Raw genomic sequence first — 19,032 nt, forward strand, 5'->3', positions numbered from 1 at the left:
GCGGCTTCCTGAAGCAGCGCCGAGGTCAGATCGGGCCGGGGATGATCGGGCCGAGAGCGATCCGGCCCAGAGCGATCCAGCCCAGAGTGATCAGCCATTGCGGCCGCTGCCGGTCATCAGGGGCATTCCGCGCAGGAACTCGCTCAGCTGGGCCGCGCCGCGGGACGTGTGGCTCTTCACCGCGCCTACCGAGATGCCGAGGATGGCGGCGACCTCGCGTTCCGGGACGTCGAACGCGTACCGGAGGACGACGCACTCGCGACGGCGCTGGGGAAGACGCTGGAGGGCGGCCCGTACGTCGAGAACCGCCGGGGTGTCGCTCTCGCCTCGGTCACGGCGGAGCAGGCCGAGGCGGAGCAGGCCGGAGCGTTCCCGGGTGCGCTTCTTGATCCATTGGCGGGCCAGGTTGGTCACGATGCCGCGGGCGTACGCGACCGGGCTGTCCGCCGCCTGGACCCGCTCCCAGTGCCGCCACACCTCGACGAACGCGTCAGCGGCCAGGTCGTCGGCCGCCTGCGCGTCCCCGGTCACCAGGTAGGCGAGCCGGGACAGGTCGGTGTGGTGATCGTCGAAGAAGCGCCGGAAGGCGTATTCGGTGCCGAGTTCGGACAAGGAACCGTTCCTGACCGTCAGGGGATCGAGGGACCACTGTTGATCCACTCCCCTGTGGTCGGGCACGCCCAAAAGGTTGCGCGCTCCGCCGAGAAATATTTTCGGCGGCCCGCCGGACATGAAAAAAGGCCCCGTCATCAGACGGAGCCTTTTCGTGGGGTGATCGACGGGACTTGAACCCGCGACCCCCTGGACCACAACCAGGTGCTCTACCAACTGAGCTACGACCACCACGCCCGCGGAGACAGCCCCGCGGTGCTAGGCAATCATAGCCACACGCCCCGGGAGGCCGTCGAGCGGGTTACCTACAACCCGGCGGCCACGGCCTTCGCCGCCTCGACGTCCGGGCCGGGCTGCGGGACGAAGATCGTGCGGCGGTAGTACTCCAGCTCGCGGATGCTCTCCCGGATGTCGGCGAGCGCCCGGTGCGACAGGCCCTTGGCCGGCTGACCGAAATACACCCGCGGGTACCAGCGGCGGGTCAGCTCCTTGATCGACGAGACGTCGATCATCCGGTAGTGCAGGTGGGCGTCGAGCGCCGGCATGTCCCGGGCGAGGAAGCCGCGGTCGGTGGCGATCGAGTTGCCGCAGAGCGGGGCGGTGCGCGGGTTCGGGACGTACTCCTTGATGTACGCCAGGACCGCCTCCTCCGCCTCGGCCATCGTGATCGCCGAGCGGCGCACCTCCTCGGTGAGGCCGGACTTGGCGTGCATGTCGCGCACCACCGGCGGCATCGCGTCCAGCGCCTCGTCATCGGCGTGGATGACCAGATCGACGCCCTCACCCAACACGTTCAGCTCCGGATCGGTGACCAGGGCCGCAACCTCGATGAGCTTGTCCTTGCCCAGGTCGAGACCGGTCATCTCACAGTCGATCCACACCAGAAGATCCGCCACGCCGACAGCCTACGCCGGGCGGCGCGCGGTTGTTCGGCACGTACGGGGCCGCACCCGGTGAACGTGCCGTTTGTCCGGTTTATTGCCCTGACTTCCTACTTCGCCGATTGCGGGGTAAAGTTGTACTTAACGGACGAAGCCCCCCTTCGGTTACTCCGTTCCCCCCGGTAAAGGGCCCCCCGTGTCGGCAGCACGGGGGGCCCTTTCATACCCACTCCACCGCCGCCGCCACCTCCGGCGCCACGAAACCCGCCAGCCGGAGCGCCGCCTCCTCCACCTCGGCCCGCGCCGCCAACGGCCGGAACGGCGCCACCGTCACCGTCCCGCCCTTGATCGACCAGGTCGCCTCCACGAACCCGTCCACCAGCACCGTCGGGCGCACGATCGACCAGCCCGGCATCACCCGCGGACGATCACCCGGACGGATCACCCGCGCCCGGTCCGCGTGCCCCAGCACCGCGTTGTCGAACTCCGGCAGGAACACCACAGGCGCCGGCACGTCACCGTCCGCGATCGTCGCGCCCGGTAGGTCGTACAAAATCGTGCCTTTCTCGTCCTTGACGGTCGGTAGGCCGGCGAACCACCCGGACGCCCGGGTCAACCCCGACCAGGTCTGGAAATCCTTCACCGACGCCGGGCCGAACGCCGCCAGATAACGCCGCACCAACTCCTCCCCGCGCGGCCCCTCGGCCAGCGGCCGGCCCAGCCACGACTCCGCCGGGACACAACCCACCCGGCCCCGATGCCCCCACAGACCGGCCGGCGGCGGATGCAGAAGAGCAAGCCGCAGATGTACGACCAGAGCCAGCTCTCGCGCGTCCACACCCGGGAACACGGCCGCCAGCCGGCGCGCGATCTCCGGCCTGGTCAGCACGCCCCCGGCCAGCACCTGATCGGCCGCCTCCTCGAACGTGGCCGGATCAGCCGGTCATCCGGCCCGCCCGGCCCGCCATGCGTACCAGCGCGTCCTCGAACGTCGGCCGCAGCCACAGGTAGTCGTCAGCGGTGCAGAGGTGCTGGGTGCCCCTCAGCAGGGCGGCCCGGACCACGGTGCGATCGTGCAGCAGGGCGGCCAGGTCGTTCGGCTGAAAACCCGACGAGCGAGCCCACATTCCGAGGTACGGGGAATCCGGCTCCTGCCCCTGCACGGCCACCAGGCGCTCGACGATCGTGGCGGGGTCGCGGGGGATCCGCTCGGCCAGCAGTTGGCGATGCAGGAAGGTGCGGTTCAGCACCCGGGTGGAGAGGACTGTCATGTCTCGACGCTAGGACCGATTGCGGTCGATTCCCGGCCGCAATGGCCGAGCGGGCCGCGCCTGGAGGTGGGCGGCCCGCTCGGTTTCCTGCTTCGGGATCAATCCTGTTTCTTCGGCTCATCGGCGCTTTGCCGCTTTTGTCTCGCCGCCTGCTTCGGTCCCGCCGGCGCCTCCGGCTGTCCGGCGTCTGTCGACGGGACGTTCCCGGGCTCGGATCTCGCCTGGCCGGAGACGGTTCGGCGACGACGGCGGTCGTTGCCCCGGGCCAGCAGTTCGGCGGCCTCCTCCCGGTAGCCGCGCGCCCGGCCGGACCCGTCATCGTCGGACGGCGCCTTCGCCCGCGCGGCCACCGACTCGGCGGCCTTGATCCAGGCGGCCGGTGCGCGCCGGGCCCCGGGAGCGGGCCGTCCCGGCACACCCTTGGGCTCGGCGGGCCCGCCCAGCGGGGCGGCGTCACCCTTCACCGCCGGCTGCTTCCGCACCTGGCCGCCGGAACCCTGCCGGGGTGCATCCCGCGCTCCGGTCCGCTTCTCCCCTGCGGTCTCCGTCGGCTTCTCCCCCGCGTGCTTCTCCTCCACGGTGCCGGTACCGCCGTCGGTGGCGGATCGCCCGGTCTTCCGTGGGGTCTTCGTCTCCGCGGCATCGGATGATCTCTCCCCTGCCGTCCCGGCCCGACGCGGTACGGCGGCGGCCGGCCGCTGCCCGCTGCCGGCCTCGGCCCGGATCTCGGCGGCCGTCTCGGCGTGATGGCTGTCCGGTGCGCCCGCCGCCGGGGCACCGGTTCCGGAGGGCATGGCCACCGGCGGCGCCGCCTTGCCGGAGAGGGGGTTGCCGTCCGTGGACGGGGGAACGGATCCCTGGGTGGGTACCGGAGCCGAGCCCTTCCCCAGAGCGGCCGGACCATCAGTCTCGACCAGATGCATCGACGTACGGGCCGACTCCTCGGGCGCGGACCGCGGCTCGGTGGGCTCGGGCCGCGGCTCGGTGGGCTCGGGCTGGGCTGTCCGGTTCGCGGTCTTCTGGTCCAGAACGGGCATCGCCGTCTCGACAGCGTGGATCGACGTGCGCCCAGCGTCGGAGGGATCGGTCCGGCGGCTGTCACCGGTCGTGCCGGATCGGCCACCGGAACGTTCCGGAGCAGGCGGAACCGGCTCGGCCGGGAACGGAACGATCGGCCTCCGCTCCGGAACCCGCTCGCCGGGGAGAGCGGTGGCCGGAACGGGATCGGCGGCGCGCTCCCCGATCGGCGGCCACACCGGCGGCGGCGTCAGTGCGACGGACGGGGAGGTCTCGGATTCCTGAGGCGCGCGCGGCAGGCCGATGCGGGTCGTCGCGGTGGCCGTCCAGTCGGTCGCGGCCGGACCGGTGCTCAGAACCAGGCGGGCAGCCGGCGGTTCAGCGTTCCGGGGTTGCTTCACCACGGCCTGCACTGCCACGGCCTGCACTGTCGAGGCCTTCGCGGTCTTTCGGACGTCGGGGGTCGCCGGAACCGTCCCGGTCGGCGATTCGCCCTGGACCTCGGGCTCCCTCAGCGGAGCGGCGCTGTCACCCTCCGAATTCTCGATAGCCGCACTCCGGGTGATCTCGACGTCCGCCGAGCTGGTGGCCGCCTCGGCGGATGTCCCCACGATCCTCGAAGTGCCGGCGTCGCCCCGGGTCTCCTCAACGGCCGCCGCGCGGGCGGTCTCGCCGGGCAAATCCGGGGCGGACGCGGGCCTGTTCGGTGTCGCCGAGCCGGACGCGGGCCGGTGTGGTGAGGCGGGATTCGTTGCGGTCGGTGCGGTGGGATTAGGTGGGGTGGGCGGGGCCGGTGATTCCGAGGTGGGCGGGTTCAACGGTTCTGAGGTGGGCAGGACCGGCGGTTCTGAGGTGGGCAGGACCGGCGGGTTCGAGGTCGGCGGGACCGGCGGGTTCGAGGCTGAGCTGGGCCGGACCGGCGGGTTCGAGTCTGAGCTGGGCCGGGCCGACGGGTTCGAGGTCGGCTGCGTCGGGGCGGTGGGCTGGTGTTTGCCGGCGTTGCCTCGGCGCGGGGCGGCTACCGGGTTCGTCGCCGGGGGTGCGTTGCGGCTGCCCGGCTGGGTGGGGGTGAACTTCCCGGCGTTGCGGCGGGCTGCTTCGGCCAGGCTGGCGGCGGCCCGGGCTTCGGTCTGGCGGGCGCGTTCGGGGGCGGTGGCCGCCACCCAGGCGCCGACCGCTGTGGCACGGAACTCCGGCAGGTCACCACTCGACGGGCGCCGATCGTTGCGGCGGGACGGGACCGGGCCGGAATGACGGCCGGCGAGACCGGGTGTCTCGCCGAGCAGGCTCAGTGGACGTCCCGGCGCGGGGGTCAGCGCCCCGGGCGCGGCGTCGGCCATCGACCCGGCACCCGCGGCCGATCCGGCACCCGACGTGGCCCCGACACCCGACGTGGCCCCGACACCCGACGTGGCCTCGACATCCGAGGTGGCCCCGACACCCGGCTTGACCCCGGCACCCGATGGGGCCCCGGCAACCGATGTCGATCCGACGCCGGTCACGTCGGCGAGTGATTCGGCCCGGACGCCGATTGCGGAGGCGTTCCGCGGACCGATGGGGGCTGCGGTCCGACGATCGCCGGACGATTCCGGTCCGGCCGGCGAATGCGGGCCAGGGTTGCCGGAGGAGGGCGAACCGGCGTCGACAGCCGGCGAGTGCGGGCCGAGACGGGTCGCCGGGGAGGGCGAGCCGACATGATCCGCCGGGGAAACCGGGCCGGGGTGAGCGGCCGGAGTCCCGGGGGAACCGGTGGAAACGTCCGCGGAGGGATCGGCCGGCCCGCCGGGAGTGGCACCGGGTCGTCCGATCCATGGCGGCGCGAAGGGCCCCATCCCCGAGCCCGGCACGAAAGGCCCGGCCGGGGAGAACGGAGCGGCCGGAGAGAAGGTGCCGGATGGGGTGAAGTGCCCGGATGGGATGAACGGGCCTTTCCGGGAGCGCGGGGAGGGCGCGTCTCCGGCAGACGGTACGAACGGGTCAGCCGGAAGGGACGACGCCGTCGACGATGTCGCGGAGAGGGCGCCGGCAACCGTGGGAGGAAGGGCGGCAGCGGGCGACAGGGCACCCGCGGGAGAGAAGGCTGCCCCAGAGGAGAAGGCGGCGTCGGGAGAGAGGGCCGCTCCGGGAGAGAAGGCGGCCGGGACGCCGTCGGACGGGTGGCGTGGGGGCCAGTCGAAGCGGGGCAGGGCGGGTGGGCGATTCCGGTGGTCGGTGAGGGTTCGGGGACGATGTGCGCCGCCGAACCGGTGGGCCGCCGGAAAACCTGGCGCCCCGATGGCGTGCATCAGCTCGGGGACCTGGCCCGGCTCGACGATGTAGACGATCTCGCGCCGCCGCCCGGGCCAGGTCAGCACGACGATGCCGCCGATGAGCAGGAAGGCGCCGAGAGTGAGCAGGCCCCACGTGCCGGTGGACAGCCAGGCGGGGCGCAACTCGGCGACTGCGGCCACCCGGACCACGGGGGCGGCGGCCGGGTTCATCAGGACCAGGCTGTACGGACGGTCATCCAGGGCGCTGGGGGTGACGCTGAGTTGCCCGGTGCCGTACGCGATCCAGAAGTCCTGCGTGCCGGGCGCCCCGCTGGGGGTGCCGTCGCCGTCCTGGCGGCTGGCGGTGACGGGCAGGATTCCGGTGCCGATGTCGACGGCGCCGACCCGGCTGTGCGGGACCCCGGTCAGGTAGCGGGCCACGTCGGCGGAGGGGGCGAGCCCGAGGAAGGCCTGCCCGTCGACGGTGACGGCGGAGAGCCGCAGCTGGGTGTCGGCGAAGCGGGCGAACGGGACGTCGTCCCGCAGCAGCCTGTCGATGTCGGGGACGACCAGGGCGTATCCGGGGACGGTAAGCCGCTGGAGTTCGCCGCTGAACGCGCCGCCGGGGTCACGATGCTGCATGACGGTCCACAGCCCGCCGCCGGCGAGTACCGCGGGCAGTCCGGTGGTCAGTAGCAGCATGCCGAGGATCGTGCGGAACACCCGCATGTGTCTCTCCCCCTTTCCCGGGCCGTACTGCGGAGACCATACCGATGCAAATAACCTTAAATTGCCCAAATAGGGACGCAAATCCCCGATAGATACGCGAGAGGCCCACCCCGGCAAGGGGTGGGCCTCGTCAGAACGGCGTCAGGAGATCTTGGCGGTCATGGTCAGGGTCTCCTGGTCGATGTCGCTGGTACGGGCGGTGAACTTGAACGTCCACGCCCCCGCGAACGGCAGCTGGATGTCCCCGATGGCGTGGAAGTCGGTGATCCGCAGCAGCGGGACCTCGATGTTCTCCAGGCCCTTCTCCGGCAGCGAGGCGGTGGCCTTCCACTCGACCACGGGCAGCGGCCGGCTGTCCGGTGTGTACGCGTACAGGTGGATGGAATTGTTTCCGACCGTCGCCGGGAAGACGCTGACCTGGAGCGACATGTTCTTGCCGGCCAGGGTCTCCTCGACGTTGGTGCTGATCGGGCCGGTCTCGGCGACCTGGGCGGTACGCGGCGGCGGCTCCTGCACCAGGACCGAAGTGATGCCCAGGACCACCGCGGTGACCGCCAGCTCGGCCAGCACCACCCGGCGCAGCGGGCCCGGCGTCTCCGCGGCGGCCCGCTTGCGGACCAGGTGGCGGGAGAAGGCGGCGATGCCGATGACGACCGCGGCCAGGCCGACCTTGGCCAGGATCATCCGCCCGTACGTGCTGTTGATCAGCCCGTCCAGGGTCGACACCTCGATCAGCGCCTGCACCGTACCGGCGAAGATCAGCACGCCGACCGCGGTCATCGCCCAGCGTGACCAGATCGGCAGGATGGCGCCGAGTTCGCGGGCGTTGGCCCGGCGCAGCAGGAACCCGAAGAGCATCACCAGGCCGCCCACCCAGACGGCCGCCGCGGCCAGGTGCAGCGCGTCGATCACCACCGACACCCCGGCCACCGGCGAGGCCGTCGGGTGCCCGGTCAACGGCCAGGTGGCGATGGCCGCCACCCCGAGCACGCCGAGCAGTGCCAGGTCCAGTTTCGAGTCACCTCCGCCGGTGCCGACCAGCAGCGGGCGGAGCAGGAAGGCGGCGGCCACGATCACGCCGAGGCGGACCAGCATGATCGCGCCGAAGGTACTGCCGAGCACGTCCCGGATGTCACTGGGAGTGACGTCGAAGAGGCCGGTGCCGAGGGTGTACGGCGCCTGCAGCCAGAGCCCGAGCAGAGTGCTGACCGAGACCAGGCCGATGCCGGTCCAGACCAGCCGGCCGGGACCCCGCCGGTCCAGCCGGTGCGGCCAGAGCAGGGCCAGCACCAGGACCGGGCCGACCAGCAGGACCAGTCCCGCGTACCCCAGATATTTGGCCACCGGGATCATCGTCTTGACCACCGGATCGACGGTGACCCCGGCCATGTCGTCGATGGCCGGCGGGGTGGACGCGGCACCGACCGAATAGGTGATCACACCCGCGACCGGGTGGCTGTCGGCCGAGGTGACCCGGTAACTGACCAGGTAGGTCCCCTGCCCGCCGCCGGTACGCAGCGGAATCGTCACCTCCGAGCCGCTGACCGACGGCTCACCCTGATCGGCGCGGGAACCGTCCGGGGCGAGCACCTGGATCTTGCCGGAGATCAGCTGGACCGACTCGCTGAAGGAGAGGGTGACCCGGTTCGGGGCGTCCGGGACCACCGAGTTGTTCGCCGGATCGCTGGCCACCAGGGCGGCGTGCGCACTGGCCGGGGCAGCGGCCATCATCGATCCGAACAATCCGAAGAGTAGTCCCGCCAGCACAGCGAGTACCCGGCGTCGGTCCACGGTCATGACTGGCATCCCTGCATGGTTCCAGATGATTACCGGAGACTCCTGAGCGCGTACCATGACGCCTTGTGACGGCTGGTGACGCAATCGACGAGACCACCTCGCTGGCGCTGGCCGCCCGCGACGGTGACCCGGTGGCGCAGGCCGCGTTCGTGCGAGCCACCCAGGCCGAGGTCTGGCGGTTCACCGCCGCACTCGTCGACCCCGGAGCCGCCGACGACCTCACCCAGGAGACGTTCCTGCGGGCGTTCCGGGCCCTCGACACCTTCGCCGGCCGGTCCAGCGTCCGCACCTGGCTGCTCGGCATCGCCCGCCGCACCTGCGCCGACCACCTGCGCTCAGTGGTCCGCCGCCGGCGGCTCGACGCCCGGCTCGCCGCCCAGGCCGCCACCGACCTGCCCGCCCCCGACCCGGCACACCGGCTCACCACCGACGACCTGCTCAGCCGGCTCAGCGACGAACGCCGCACCGCGTTCCTGCTCACCCAGGTGCTCGGGCTGTCCTACGCCGAGGCCGCCGAGGTGGAGTCCGTCCCGGTCGGCACCATCCGCTCCCGGGTGGCCCGCGCCCGCGACGAGCTGATCACCGCGGTGGCGCAGGCCCGGGCCAGCTGACGGGGCGGCCGGATGACCCGACTGCTCCTCGCGATCCTGGCCACGGCCGTCGCGATCCTGCTGCCGGCCGGGCCCGCGTTCGCCCACGCCGGCGACACCACGTCGGTCAGCCACTACCGGGTCGCCGTCACCGGGCTCAGCGCCCCACTCGACGGGCTGAGCGTCCGGGTCGTCGAAGGCGGCGCCAGACTCGAACTGAGCAACACCAGCGGACGTACGATCGAGATCCTCGGCTACTCCGGCGAGCCCCACCTCGAAGTGCGCCCCGACGGGACCTGGGAGAACGTCAACTCGCCGGCCACGTACGTCAATCAGACCCGGACCGGTGGAACCGCCGTCCCGCCGGCCGCGAATCCCACCTCGGCCCCCGCCTGGCGCCGCGTCTCCGACGACACCACGGTCCGCTGGCACGACCAGCGCACCCAGTGGAACGAGGCGCCCTGGACCGGCGACCGCCCACACCGCCTGCGCGAATGGGTGGTGCCACTGCGCGACCAGGTGCGCACCTTCGACATCCAGGGCACCCTCGACTACCAGCCGCCGCCGCGCGCCTGGGCCTGGTGGACCGGCGCGGCAGTGCTCGGCGCCGCCGTCACCCTGCTGACCACGCGGTGGCCGCGGTCCGCCGGACCGGTCGCCGTCGCCGCCGGACTGACCACTCTGGGGTACGTGGTAGCCGGCGCCCTCGACGGTGGCGGCTGGGCCGGGGTGCCGATCGTGGCCGGCCTGCTCGCCTGCGCGGCCGCCTACCGGCCACCGCCGTTCTACCTGACGCTTGCCGGTTTTGTGCTCGCCGCGTTCGCCGGCTTCGGCAGCGCCGACGTCTTCTTCGCCGCCGTCGTCCCGTCCGCGGGCCCCGGCTGGTTCGCCCGCCTGGCGGTGGCCACCGCGATCGGCGCCGGAGCCGGCCTGGCCCTCACCGGCATCCTCCGCCTCCGCGCCGCCGTCCCGTCACCTCCCCCGGCTCCGATCCCGGCCTGACTACTGTGATCTGACGTATCGCAGTCTCGGCCCGGGAGGGACCCACGGTGTACATCCACCGGCTGCGCATCGACGGTGTGCGCGGCTTTCACGGCCCTCGCGCGGATCGACCTCCGCTTCGACCTGAAACCGGACGAGAAGGCGGGGAATCGGTATCCCGGCTTCATCGTCATCGCCGGCCGGAACGGATCAGGCAAAACGACCCTGCTGCGGGCCGCGGCAACCGCACTCGCCGGCCCCGAGGTGATCATCAGCCTGACCGAGGGGATGCCGGGCTGGATCAGCCACGGCCGGGACGAGGGCACGGCCGGGGTATCGGTGGTCAGTGGCGGTGACGAGAACGGGCCCTCCCCCCACGATCTTCGCCGGACGACTGGACTGGCATCAGGAGGGCCCACACGCGCGTCCGGCGGTGCGGTCGGAGTCCACGGAGGCCCGGCAACGGATGTGGACCCTGGATCACCCGGAATGCCGGTCAGCCGATCCGGATCGACGAGATGAGCGACGGCTATCCCACCGTCACCGCCCTGGTGACGGACATCGTCCGGCAGATCTTCCGCACCTACGACGAGTGGATCCTGTGGACCGACGACAAAGGGCTACGGGTCCACACCACCGGCGTCGTGCTGATCGACCAGATCGACGCTCACCTGCATGTCTCCTGGCAGAAGCGGATCGGGCCATGGCTGCTGGAGCACTTCCCGAACATCCAGTTCATCGTCACCACACAGCCCGTACATCTGTCAGAGCGCCTCGCGGGGAGGGCTCCTCCAGCTTCCCGGACCCGACGACGACTCTCCGCCCCGGTTCGTCGACGACGACGTCTACCGGCGTGTGGTCAACGGAAGCGGTGACGACGCGGTCCTGACCGACCTCTTCGGCCTGGAGGCGCTCCTGGCGGGAGATCCTGCGGATCTTCGCGGAGGCCGCTCCCACCGGAACCCTGGGTGACGAGCACTTGGCCGACCTGCGTTTTCTGCCGGTGGTGGACGCCTTCCGCCACTTCGCGCACGACGTGAGTGCCGGGCGTCTCGCCCTGAAGGCGGTGAAGCCGGCCATCGCGGCCATCGCGGCCATCGCGGCCTTCGCGGCCTTCGCCCAGAGCGAGATCACCACTATGCGGACGGTTTTTCCCGCCTGTCGGCTGTAGGTCGGACGCCCTGTTCGAACACCCTGCTCAGACGCCGGCGATGTCGTCGACGTTGACGTTGACGGCCAGCACGTTCAGGCCGTAACCGGTCAGGGCCTCGGTCACCTTCGCCTGGACCTCGGCGGTCACCTCGGCCACCACCCGGCCGGCCTCCAGGACCAGGACCGCGGTGACCGTGACGTCGCTACCCTGCACCGTGGCGGAGACGCCGCGGCTGCCGTCGCCGACCGTGTCCAGGCCGACCCGGTCGAGGACGGTGTTGAAGAACCGGGCCACGTCGCCGCCCAGCTCGGCCACGCCGGGGACGGCCTTCGCCGCCGCCACGGTGATCTTCTCGACCACCTCACCGGAGACCGTGGTGGTGCCGGCCGAAGCCGGGATGGTGCCCTCGCTCATCGTCTGCTCTCCACTCTCGACGTTTGTCGCCAGCAGTCTAGGACTCGGTGCGCAGAACTCACTCTTTTCCGTTCCAGGATGGCATTCCGAGCGCCTGAAAACCCCGGATGGAATGGGCTCGGAAACGGAATCCACGGCAGCATTCCACAATGCGTGAGCAATTGATAACGTACGGTCATCGAATCGCTCCGGGGAGGACCGATGAACCATTACGGCGACGAACTCACCCTCCGGCTCTCCGGCATCGGCGACACCCGGTCGCTCGACGACGACGCCGCGCTCACCCGCTTCATGCGCGAACTCGTCGACCGGATCGGCATGACCGTTCTGGCCGGTCCGCTGGTCGGCACCGAGGCCGGACCGCCGGAGCGGGCCGGCAAATCCGCGGTGGTGATCCTCGCCGAATCACACGCGGCCATCCACACCTACCCGCACCTGCGCGAGATCTTCGTCGACATCTTCTCCTGCAAACCGTTCCGTGAGGCCGACGTGCTCGACGAATTCCACCGGCTCGTCGGTGACTACGAGATAACCGAGCGCACCCTCACCCGCCGCGGCGAGGAATGGCCCCGCGATCTGACCGCCGCGCGACGCCTGTGGAGCAGTCAACGAGTTCCCGGATGAGCCGCACTATCGTCGGACCCATGACTGACAACGTGCGTCTCAGCGCCGGCGACGCCGCGCCCGACTTCACCCTCCCCACCGACACCGGGGACAGCCTCTCCCTGAAGGATCTGCGCGGGCGCAAGGTCGTGCTGTACGCCTACCCCGCCGCGATGACGCCCGGCTGCACCAAGCAGGCCTGCGACTTCCGCGACAACCTGGCCTCACTCCAGGCGGCCGGTTACGAGGTGGTCGGCATCTCCCCCGACAAGCCGGCCAAACTGGCCAAGTTCCGCGAGCACGACGCCATCACGTTCCCGCTGGTCAGCGACGAGGACAAGAGCGTGCTCAGCGCCTACGGCGCCTTCGGGGAGAAGCAGCTGTACGGCAAGACCGTCACCGGGGTCATCCGGTCCACCTTCGTCATCGACGAGAACGGGCTGATCGAGCGCGCCCTCTACAACGTGAAGGCCACCGGTCACGTCGCCAAGCTGCGGCGCGACCTCGGCCTGGACTGACCCACCCGGGAAAAGTCCGGCGGAAAGCCACAAGTCCGGGCCGCTCCGGCCGATGAGGAGGTCAACCAGAACCCTCAGCAGGCCAGATCGCCCGGACTCACGGCGGCCGTCATGCGGTACCCAACCCGCAAGGCGGCCGCCGTGCGCGTTTCCCGGGTTGACGCGAGTAATGGTGACTCGTATAAACTAGCTTCATGCCCAGGGCGAAATATACCGCCGAGGTGCTCACTGCCGCGGCAGAACAGTCCACCAGCATCGCTGGAGTCCTACGAATTCTCGGCGTCCGCCAAAGCGGCGGATCCCACGCTCACATCAGTCGTCAGATGAAGCGCTTCGGGGTCGACACGACCCACTTCACCGGCCAAGCCCACAACCGGGGCGACCGCGGCGTCTGGACCATGCCCGTCCGGGAACGCCTCAGTCTTCTTCCGGACGGCTCCCGGCGCGTTCCCGGCCAGAGACTCCGCCGGGCGATGTTGCGGATCGGCCTTCCGGAGCACTGCGAGAAGTGTGGCTGCGGCACGATCTGGAACGGTCGGCCACTGACGCTGCACGTCGATCACATCAACGGCGACTTCCTCGACAACCGACCCCGCAACCTGCGATTCCTGTGCCCCAACTGCCACAGCCAGACCTCGACCTATGCGAACACCCGGCGCGACCCGGAAAAGGTGGAGGACGATGTCGTCTACGATGACGACGCGGTCACTCCGACAGGGAATCCGCTTGGCAGACGCCTCCCACGTCGACAAGAGTGGCCGTGGGATGTGTACATTTATGCCTTCAAGGGGCCGTAGCCCAATTTGGCAGCAGGCACACGGTTTAGGTCCGTGACAGTGCGGGTTCGAGTCCCGTCGGCCCTACCGGCAACGGGTCGTCTGCTCGGTTGTTCAACCGAGCAGACGACCCGTTTTCGTATCGATATCTGGTGTCAGCAGGCGGGGGCCGGCTGGTCGGCGGCGGCCAGGTCCACCAAAGGCTGGGACAGGGCCGGGTCGGTTACCTGCGTGGTGGTGCCGGGGGCCGCCGGTGATGCCGTGGTGGGCGCGCTGCTCGCCGGCGTCGAGGCTGACGTGCGCGCGGCGGCCGTCGCCGAGGCCGAGGTGGTGGGTTTGGCCTTGGTGGTGGCCGGGGTCGAGGTGGCCGGGGTGGTGGTCTTCTCGGTCACCTTGGTGGAGCCGCCGGTGATGCGGGTGCCGGTCTTCTGGACGGTGCCGGGGGACATCTTGATGCCGGAGACGGTGGTGCTGTTGCCGTAGACGTCGGTGATCTTGAGTTTGTACGGGCCGGGGCCCGCGCCCGCGTCGATGATCCAGTAGTTGAAGTCGGTGCGGTACGTCGACTTGAAGGATCCGCCGCCGCTGGACACCTTGACCGAGGAGAGCAGGTTGGCGTGGTTGTCGATGCGGGCGGCGAACCAGTACTGGGAGGCGCCCTCCTTGATCCGTACCGAGATGGGTGCGGGGGTGGAGGGGTTGGTGACCAGCTTGTATTTGATCGGGATGATGCCGTCGATCTCGGCGCCGATCTTCTTGTACGCGGTCCGGCTCAGGTCCAGGTGGCCGGGGGCGCACTCGGGGCACTTGTCGAACACCTTGACCCGCACCTTGCCCTTGGGGCCGCTCACGTCGAGGTAGGAGCCGCAGGCGGCGCCTTCGGAGTACTGGGCGGGGCCGAGTGCCACGTACAGGTCGTCGGCGGGTACTTCGAAGGAGCAGTTTCCGGACGTACCGGCAAGGTCGTAGAAGGTTGCTTTTCCGGTTTTGAGGGTGGTGCTCGGGGGTGCGGCGCAGGCCGATCCGCCGTTGGTCAGGAGCATGGCGACGCCGATGATGCCGGCGAAGGCCGCGGCACCGCCGGCGGCCAGCCATCGGACGCTGAATTTCCTTCGATGAGCACTCACGACCAGGCATCCTGCTCGCCGTGGCGGGAGGTCGGCAACTCTCCTAAGACTCTCCTAAGTTGTCGTCACCCGCTGTGGTGACGCTGTCATGGGAGCGCTCACATTCACGAACGGCACCACTGCGGCGATCGCCACGGCGAGCCAGACGCGGGCATTGCCGATGATCCATTGGTCGGAGAGACCGGCGCCGATCCAGAGGACCGGCAGGATCGTGATGGCGAGGACGAATCCGGTCCAGAGCCGGTTGACGCCGGTCCGCGGGCTGACGGTGAAGAAGGCGGCGAGGACGAGCCAGATCTGGTGGTGGGTCCAGGAGACCGGGGAGAGCACGAGTCCGGCGGCGCCGACGATGATCACGGCGGTCAGGTCGTCGCCGGCGCGGTGGGCGCGGGCGGCCCGCCACAGGGCGAGGATGACGACGGCGGCGCCGGCGAGGGCCACTACCGGGGTACGGATGTGGTCGTCGATTTCCCACCGGAGGAGTACCCCGTTGAGGGACTGGTTGCCGCCGGTGTGGATGTTGCCGACCCGGTCGACGTTGAAGAGGGTGGTCAGCCAGTAGCGGGTGGATTCGCCGGGGAGTACCGCCCAGGCGAGGGCGGTGGCGCCGGCGAATGAGACGACCGAGGTGACGGCGGTGCGGCGCTGGCCGGAGAACCAGTAGTAGGGCACGAAGATCAGTGGGGTGAGCTTGACGGCGGCGGCGAGGCCGGTGACGATGCCGCGGTAGCGCTCGGGGATGACGTGCAGGGCGTCGAGCAGGACGACGAGGACCAGGAAGACGCTGATCTGCCCGTACCGCAGATTGCTGGAGACCGGCGCGGAGGCGATCAGGGCGACGGCGACCAGCGCGGCGCCGGACGGTTTGACCAGGCGCGCGATGAGCACCACGGCGGCCACGGTGGCGAGCGTCCACAGCGCGCCGACCAGCACGAACGGCATCAGTGGCAGTGGGGCGAAGACGAGTGCGGCGAACGGCGGGTAGGTGAACGGCGCGCCGGTGCCGGGTGCGGCGAAGTCGTAGAGGCTGCCGCCGGCGTACAGGGTGTCCAGGGACCCGAGGTAGACCCGCAGGTCGGCGAGGCTGGCGCCGGAGGTGCGGAAGAGGCCGCCCCAGATCTGGACCGCGGCGACGACTGCCGCGACCACCCACAGGACGCGGTGTCGCAAGACGCTTGCCCTTTCTGCGGAACCCCGATGGCCCTGCGCACACTAGTCGAGAAGGGCCACCTCGTCGCCCACCCGAACGTGCCCGGTGTGCCCGGCCGTGAGGTCGGGGATCAGGTTGACCGCGAACATCAGGCCGTTGCCGAACCGCCGGTAGCGGCCGAGCACCCGGAGCGGCTGCCGTCCGGGTTCGCCGGTCTCCTGGTCGATGGTGGTGACGCGGCAGCGGTCGCAGGGTTTCGCCACCCGGTAGGTGGTGTCGCCGATCCGCAGGCGGTGGCCGAGCCAGTCGTCCTCGGCCCAGGCGGGTGCGCCGCCGACGACCAGGTTGGGCCGGAAGCGGTGGATGGGCACCGGGTCGTCGCCGGTTTCGGCGAGCCAGTCGTTGACGGCGTCCAGGGAGGCGGTGTTGGCCAACAGCACCGGATACCCGTCCGCGAAGCTGACCCGGTCGCCGGGTTCGGCGACGTCGGCGACGGCCCGGGTGGTGGGGTCGGACTGCCAGACCAGGCGGGCGTCGCGGCCGAGGAAGGTGGTGATCCACTCGGTCTCGGCGACCCGGGCGGGCACCGGGGGCTTGTTGCGGAAGACCCGGACCGGGATCTTCGGGCCGTCGACCGGTTCGTCCTGGTCGAGGTCGGGTCGCCCGGCGGCGGTGAGGCGCAGCCCGCCGGGGCGGGGGCGGGCGGTGAGCTGGGTGAGGCGGGGCGTGTCGCGCTGGGTGATCCCGACGCCGCCGGGATCGACGATCATCCAGCGCCGGTCGTGGGCGAGGCCCCAGGGTTCGATGCGGGCTTCGTCGTGGTCGAGGCGGTGACAACCCTTGACCGGGTACGTGTGAAGCGCCGTGATCAGCATGTTCTCAGCGTGCCACAGGCGGGGTCGCGCTAGAACGCTTGATCGATTACGCTCACGCCCTCTCATTGATCAACTTGTCTCCAGGAGACTTCACATGACGCAGCAAGTGGCGGCTGTCGCCCCGAAGCAGACGGGCATCGCCTACCTGCTCTGGTTCTTTCTCGGCGGGCTGGGCATCCACCAGTTCTACCTGGGCAAGACCGTCCGTGGCGTGATCTACCTCTTCACCCTCGGCATCCTCGGCATCGGTCTGCTGATCGACCTGTTCACGCTGCCCTCGCAGGTGCGTGAGGTGAACGCGAAGAACGGCGCCGTCGCGGTCTGACGGCCGGCGTTCCGGACGGGCCGGCACCGGTGACGGGCCGGCCCGTTCTTCTTGACCCCATATTCAGATCATCTCTATATTGCAGATCATGCCCCCTATGCGTGAACCGACGTTCTGGATCCTGACCGTGCTGGCGTCCGAGCCCCACCACGGCTACGGGCTGATCCGGGAGGCCGGCAAGCTCTCCGGCGGCCGGGTGACGTTGCAGGCCGGCACGCTCTACGCCGCACTGGACCGGCTGTGTGCCGAGGGCCTGGTCGAGCCGGACCGGCAGGAGATCGTGGACGGCCGGGCCCGGCGCTACTACCGGCTCACCGACGACGGCGCGCGGGTGCTGTCCGAGGAGTCCGCCCGGTTGCAGGCCAGTGCCGACGCCGCACAGGCTCAGCTCGCCGCGCGCCGGCGGTTCGGGCTCGGCAACGCCACCGCCGGGCTGGTGATCCCGTGACCCGGGGCTTCCGGTGGCTGCTGCTGGCCTATCCGCCCGGGCCGCGCCGCACCGAGCTGCTGGACACCCTGGTGGAGATCGCCGAGGAGACCGGGCAGCGCCGCCCGACCGCCCGCCAGGTGGTCGACCTGCTGCGCTGCGGCATGCGGGCCCGGCTCGGCCACCCCCGCAGCACCGGGATCGTCGTGGTGGCCGCCCTGTTCACCGTGGTCGGCGCGCTGTTCGGGGCCGCCGCGGCGGCGCCGGCCGGCTGGGCTCTCGCGCCCGCCCTGCCGCAGGGCGCCGCGGCCGAGGCGCTGAAGCAGGAGATCTTCCCCGGCCGGACCTCCTACGGCGGCGGTGACGCGCCGGCCTGGGTGCCCACCGGCGACGGGGAGAGCCAGCAGTTCGGCTACTCGCTCTACTGGACGCCGCACACCGAGGACACCCGGGACCCGCTGGCCTTCGCCACCGCGCTCCGGGACCGGCTGGCGGCCGGTGGCTGGACCGCCCGGGGCGACATCGTCGTGGAGCACGAGGGGCCGGACGAGCTGCCGCCGGCGTGGGACAGCGCCTCGTTCCAGATGACCCGTGACGGTCTGACCCTGCGCTTCGCCGACACCGTGGTGGAGAAGCTCGCCCCGTGGGACTCCGACGGCAGTGTCACGTTCACCGTGTCGCGCCGTCCGCCCGCCGTGCTCTGGGCGGCCGTCGTCGTGGGTGGACTGGCCGGCGCGCTGGCCGCGTGGCTGTTCGCCGGGTGGGTGGCCCGCCGGGTCGAGGGCCGGCCGGTGCGCACCGCGGCGGCGTTCATCACCACCGGGTTCGGCCTGTTCTTCCTGCTGCCGGTGACCGCGTACGCGTGGCTGTGGGCGATCAACAACGACGGCGACCCGTCCGCCGCGGAGACCTGGTTCACCGGCCTGCGGCTGTTCCTGTCCGGCGGCCAGATCTTCGTGGTGGTGCCGGTCCTGGTGCTGGCCGCGATCGCGGTGTTCCCGCGCCGGCCCCGCCTCCCGCGGTTCCGGCCGGCCGCGGCGTTCGGCGCCTCGGTCCTCGCGTTCCTGGCGGTGGCCTACGCCGGCAGTCTGCCCGCCGCGGCCCGGGACACGTTCACCGCGGCGGACTCCGGCGCGCCGTGTGTGCCGGCGGTGCCCGCGGCCGACGATCCGGACAGCAGCCGGGCGTTCGTGTTCATCGACCGGGACACCCCGGCCGAGCAGCGCAACCTCATCCAGGCGGCGATCTCCCGGACGCCCGGGGTCTTCGGCTACATCTTCGTCGGCGAGGATCTCCGGTCGCAGACCTACCGGGACGCGTTCTGTGGTGGGCGCCCACTGCCCGACGGCACCGGCGCGGACCTGCCGTACTTCTGGGAGGTGGACCTCGCCAACCCGGGCGGTGGCCACGCGGCGGGCCTGGCCGCCGTGGTCGCCGGGATGCCCGGCCTGGTCGCCGTCCGGGCCGCCTGACCCGCGGCGGCCCCGGGTGGGTGGGAGTCCTGGCTTTCTGAAAGATTTTATGCATAAGCTTCGGT

The 19,032-nt window shown here is 70.9% G+C and carries 19 protein-coding genes, 2 tRNA genes and 1 pseudogene; 11 read left to right on the top strand and 11 right to left on the bottom strand.

From position 1 onward, the window contains the following. Positions 1–90: 90 nt before the first annotated feature. From ACQ0O7_RS17290 to ACQ0O7_RS17320, 7 genes and pseudogenes are all read right to left on the bottom strand, one after another. Positions 91–612 (bottom strand): SigE family RNA polymerase sigma factor, encoded by a 522-nt coding sequence (locus ACQ0O7_RS17290; RefSeq protein WP_430783113.1) that lies wholly within the window; start codon positions 610–612, stop codon positions 91–93. Positions 613–767: 155 nt separating this feature from the next. Then, positions 768–843, bottom strand: a tRNA-His gene (locus ACQ0O7_RS17295). A gap of 74 nt (positions 844–917) precedes the next feature. After that, on the bottom strand, positions 918–1,508 hold the full coding sequence (orn, locus tag ACQ0O7_RS17300) for an oligoribonuclease (protein ID WP_430783114.1): 591 nt from the start codon (positions 1,506–1,508) through the stop codon (positions 918–920). 205 nt (positions 1,509–1,713) lie between these two features. Beyond that, positions 1,714–2,409 (bottom strand): annotated as a pseudogene (locus tag ACQ0O7_RS17305) (DNA glycosylase AlkZ-like family protein); the annotation flags it as partial. A 19-nt stretch (positions 2,410–2,428) separates the two neighbouring features. Continuing rightward, positions 2,429–2,764 (bottom strand): DNA glycosylase AlkZ-like family protein, encoded by a 336-nt coding sequence (locus tag ACQ0O7_RS17310; protein WP_430783115.1) that lies wholly within the window; start codon positions 2,762–2,764, stop codon positions 2,429–2,431. 98 nt (positions 2,765–2,862) lie between these two features. Then, a complete protein-coding gene (locus tag ACQ0O7_RS17315) occupies positions 2,863–6,759 on the bottom strand; it encodes a hypothetical protein (RefSeq protein ID WP_430783117.1) in 3,897 nt (1,298 codons plus the stop codon). 141 nt (positions 6,760–6,900) lie between these two features. Then, positions 6,901–8,565: a copper resistance CopC/CopD family protein gene (locus tag ACQ0O7_RS17320; protein ID WP_430783118.1), complete on the bottom strand. Its 1,665-nt coding sequence runs from the start codon at positions 8,563–8,565 to the stop codon at positions 6,901–6,903. A gap of 56 nt (positions 8,566–8,621) precedes the next feature. Here ACQ0O7_RS17320 and ACQ0O7_RS17325 point away from each other — a divergent pair, with 56 nt between their 5' ends. From ACQ0O7_RS17325 to ACQ0O7_RS17340, 4 genes are all read left to right on the top strand, one after another. Then, positions 8,622–9,167, top strand: coding sequence for a sigma-70 family RNA polymerase sigma factor (locus ACQ0O7_RS17325; protein WP_430783120.1), 546 nt, complete (start codon positions 8,622–8,624; stop codon positions 9,165–9,167). 12 nt (positions 9,168–9,179) lie between these two features. Continuing rightward, the gene (locus ACQ0O7_RS17330) at positions 9,180–10,148 is read left to right on the top strand and encodes a hypothetical protein (RefSeq protein ID WP_430783121.1); all 969 of its coding nucleotides are present in this window, start codon (positions 9,180–9,182) and stop codon (positions 10,146–10,148) included. A 458-nt stretch (positions 10,149–10,606) separates the two neighbouring features. Continuing rightward, positions 10,607–11,002, top strand: coding sequence for an AAA family ATPase (locus ACQ0O7_RS17335; RefSeq protein ID WP_430783318.1), 396 nt, complete (start codon positions 10,607–10,609; stop codon positions 11,000–11,002). A gap of 104 nt (positions 11,003–11,106) precedes the next feature. Next, positions 11,107–11,298: a hypothetical protein gene (locus ACQ0O7_RS17340; RefSeq protein ID WP_430783123.1), complete on the top strand. Its 192-nt coding sequence runs from the start codon at positions 11,107–11,109 to the stop codon at positions 11,296–11,298. Between the two features lie 27 nt (positions 11,299–11,325). On the opposite strand, the gene ACQ0O7_RS17345 is transcribed toward ACQ0O7_RS17340, so the two are convergent. Beyond that, positions 11,326–11,694 (bottom strand): Asp23/Gls24 family envelope stress response protein, encoded by a 369-nt coding sequence (locus ACQ0O7_RS17345; protein WP_430783125.1) that lies wholly within the window; start codon positions 11,692–11,694, stop codon positions 11,326–11,328. A 201-nt stretch (positions 11,695–11,895) separates the two neighbouring features. Here ACQ0O7_RS17345 and ACQ0O7_RS17350 point away from each other — a divergent pair, with 201 nt between their 5' ends. The 4 genes from ACQ0O7_RS17350 to ACQ0O7_RS17365 all read left to right on the top strand — a co-directional run bounded on the left by ACQ0O7_RS17350 (position 11,896) and on the right by ACQ0O7_RS17365 (position 13,678). After that, positions 11,896–12,318 carry an S-adenosylmethionine decarboxylase family protein gene (locus ACQ0O7_RS17350; RefSeq protein WP_430783127.1) on the top strand — a complete coding sequence of 141 codons (423 nt, stop codon included), beginning with the start codon at positions 11,896–11,898 and terminating at the stop codon, positions 12,316–12,318. 20 nt (positions 12,319–12,338) lie between these two features. Then, positions 12,339–12,815: a thioredoxin-dependent thiol peroxidase gene (bcp, locus tag ACQ0O7_RS17355; protein ID WP_430783129.1), complete on the top strand. Its 477-nt coding sequence runs from the start codon at positions 12,339–12,341 to the stop codon at positions 12,813–12,815. Between the two features lie 194 nt (positions 12,816–13,009). Next, positions 13,010–13,612 (top strand): HNH endonuclease signature motif containing protein, encoded by a 603-nt coding sequence (locus ACQ0O7_RS17360; protein ID WP_430783131.1) that lies wholly within the window; start codon positions 13,010–13,012, stop codon positions 13,610–13,612. Continuing rightward, positions 13,603–13,678 (top strand) — tRNA-Leu (locus tag ACQ0O7_RS17365). The genes ACQ0O7_RS17360 and ACQ0O7_RS17365 overlap by 10 nt, the downstream gene beginning before the upstream one ends. Positions 13,679–13,746: 68 nt before the next feature. On the opposite strand, the gene ACQ0O7_RS17370 is transcribed toward ACQ0O7_RS17365, so the two are convergent. The 3 genes from ACQ0O7_RS17370 to ACQ0O7_RS17380 are packed head-to-tail and all read right to left on the bottom strand — an operon-like array spanning position 13,747 to position 16,743. Then, entirely contained in the window at positions 13,747–14,718 is a 972-nt protein-coding gene (locus ACQ0O7_RS17370) for an expansin EXLX1 family cellulose-binding protein (RefSeq protein WP_430783133.1), read from the bottom strand. A 54-nt stretch (positions 14,719–14,772) separates the two neighbouring features. After that, the gene (locus ACQ0O7_RS17375) at positions 14,773–15,888 is read right to left on the bottom strand and encodes a glycosyltransferase 87 family protein (protein WP_430783134.1); all 1,116 of its coding nucleotides are present in this window, start codon (positions 15,886–15,888) and stop codon (positions 14,773–14,775) included. 42 nt (positions 15,889–15,930) lie between these two features. Beyond that, positions 15,931–16,743: an MOSC domain-containing protein gene (locus ACQ0O7_RS17380; protein WP_430783135.1), complete on the bottom strand. Its 813-nt coding sequence runs from the start codon at positions 16,741–16,743 to the stop codon at positions 15,931–15,933. Between the two features lie 94 nt (positions 16,744–16,837). Here ACQ0O7_RS17380 and ACQ0O7_RS17385 point away from each other — a divergent pair, with 94 nt between their 5' ends. The 3 genes from ACQ0O7_RS17385 (at position 16,838) to ACQ0O7_RS17395 (ending at position 18,967) form a co-directional block, all read left to right on the top strand. After that, the gene (locus ACQ0O7_RS17385) at positions 16,838–17,068 is read left to right on the top strand and encodes a TM2 domain-containing protein (protein WP_430783136.1); all 231 of its coding nucleotides are present in this window, start codon (positions 16,838–16,840) and stop codon (positions 17,066–17,068) included. A 97-nt stretch (positions 17,069–17,165) separates the two neighbouring features. Further along, positions 17,166–17,516, top strand: coding sequence for a PadR family transcriptional regulator (locus ACQ0O7_RS17390; protein WP_430783137.1), 351 nt, complete (start codon positions 17,166–17,168; stop codon positions 17,514–17,516). After that, positions 17,513–18,967 (top strand): hypothetical protein, encoded by a 1,455-nt coding sequence (locus ACQ0O7_RS17395; protein ID WP_430783138.1) that lies wholly within the window; start codon positions 17,513–17,515, stop codon positions 18,965–18,967. The genes ACQ0O7_RS17390 and ACQ0O7_RS17395 overlap by 4 nt, the downstream gene beginning before the upstream one ends. The last annotated feature ends 65 nt before the right edge of the window (positions 18,968–19,032 follow it).

This window comes from Actinoplanes sp. G11-F43 (genome assembly GCF_050589265.1).
In the GTDB taxonomy this organism is placed as follows: Bacteria; Actinomycetota; Actinomycetes; order Mycobacteriales; family Micromonosporaceae; genus Actinoplanes.

What these genes read in the sequence shown, in the direction of transcription:
- ACQ0O7_RS17345 (WP_430783125.1), bottom strand. Translation starts at nt 11,694, where the DNA reads ATGAGCGAGGGCACCATCCCGGCTTCGGCCGGCACCACCACGGTCTCC.
- ACQ0O7_RS17380 (WP_430783135.1), bottom strand. Translation starts at nt 16,743, where the DNA reads ATGCTGATCACGGCGCTTCACACGTACCCGGTCAAGGGTTGTCACCGC.
- ACQ0O7_RS17315 (WP_430783117.1), bottom strand. Translation starts at nt 6,759, where the DNA reads ATGCGGGTGTTCCGCACGATCCTCGGCATGCTGCTACTGACCACCGGA.
- ACQ0O7_RS17350 (WP_430783127.1), top strand. Translation starts at nt 11,896, where the DNA reads ATGAACCATTACGGCGACGAACTCACCCTCCGGCTCTCCGGCATCGGC.
- ACQ0O7_RS17320 (WP_430783118.1), bottom strand. Translation starts at nt 8,565, where the DNA reads ATGCCAGTCATGACCGTGGACCGACGCCGGGTACTCGCTGTGCTGGCG.
- ACQ0O7_RS17390 (WP_430783137.1), top strand. Translation starts at nt 17,166, where the DNA reads ATGCGTGAACCGACGTTCTGGATCCTGACCGTGCTGGCGTCCGAGCCC.
- ACQ0O7_RS17330 (WP_430783121.1), top strand. Translation starts at nt 9,180, where the DNA reads ATGACCCGACTGCTCCTCGCGATCCTGGCCACGGCCGTCGCGATCCTG.
- ACQ0O7_RS17310 (WP_430783115.1), bottom strand. Translation starts at nt 2,764, where the DNA reads ATGACAGTCCTCTCCACCCGGGTGCTGAACCGCACCTTCCTGCATCGC.
- ACQ0O7_RS17360 (WP_430783131.1), top strand. Translation starts at nt 13,010, where the DNA reads ATGCCCAGGGCGAAATATACCGCCGAGGTGCTCACTGCCGCGGCAGAA.
- ACQ0O7_RS17385 (WP_430783136.1), top strand. Translation starts at nt 16,838, where the DNA reads ATGACGCAGCAAGTGGCGGCTGTCGCCCCGAAGCAGACGGGCATCGCC.
- bcp (WP_430783129.1), top strand. Translation starts at nt 12,339, where the DNA reads ATGACTGACAACGTGCGTCTCAGCGCCGGCGACGCCGCGCCCGACTTC.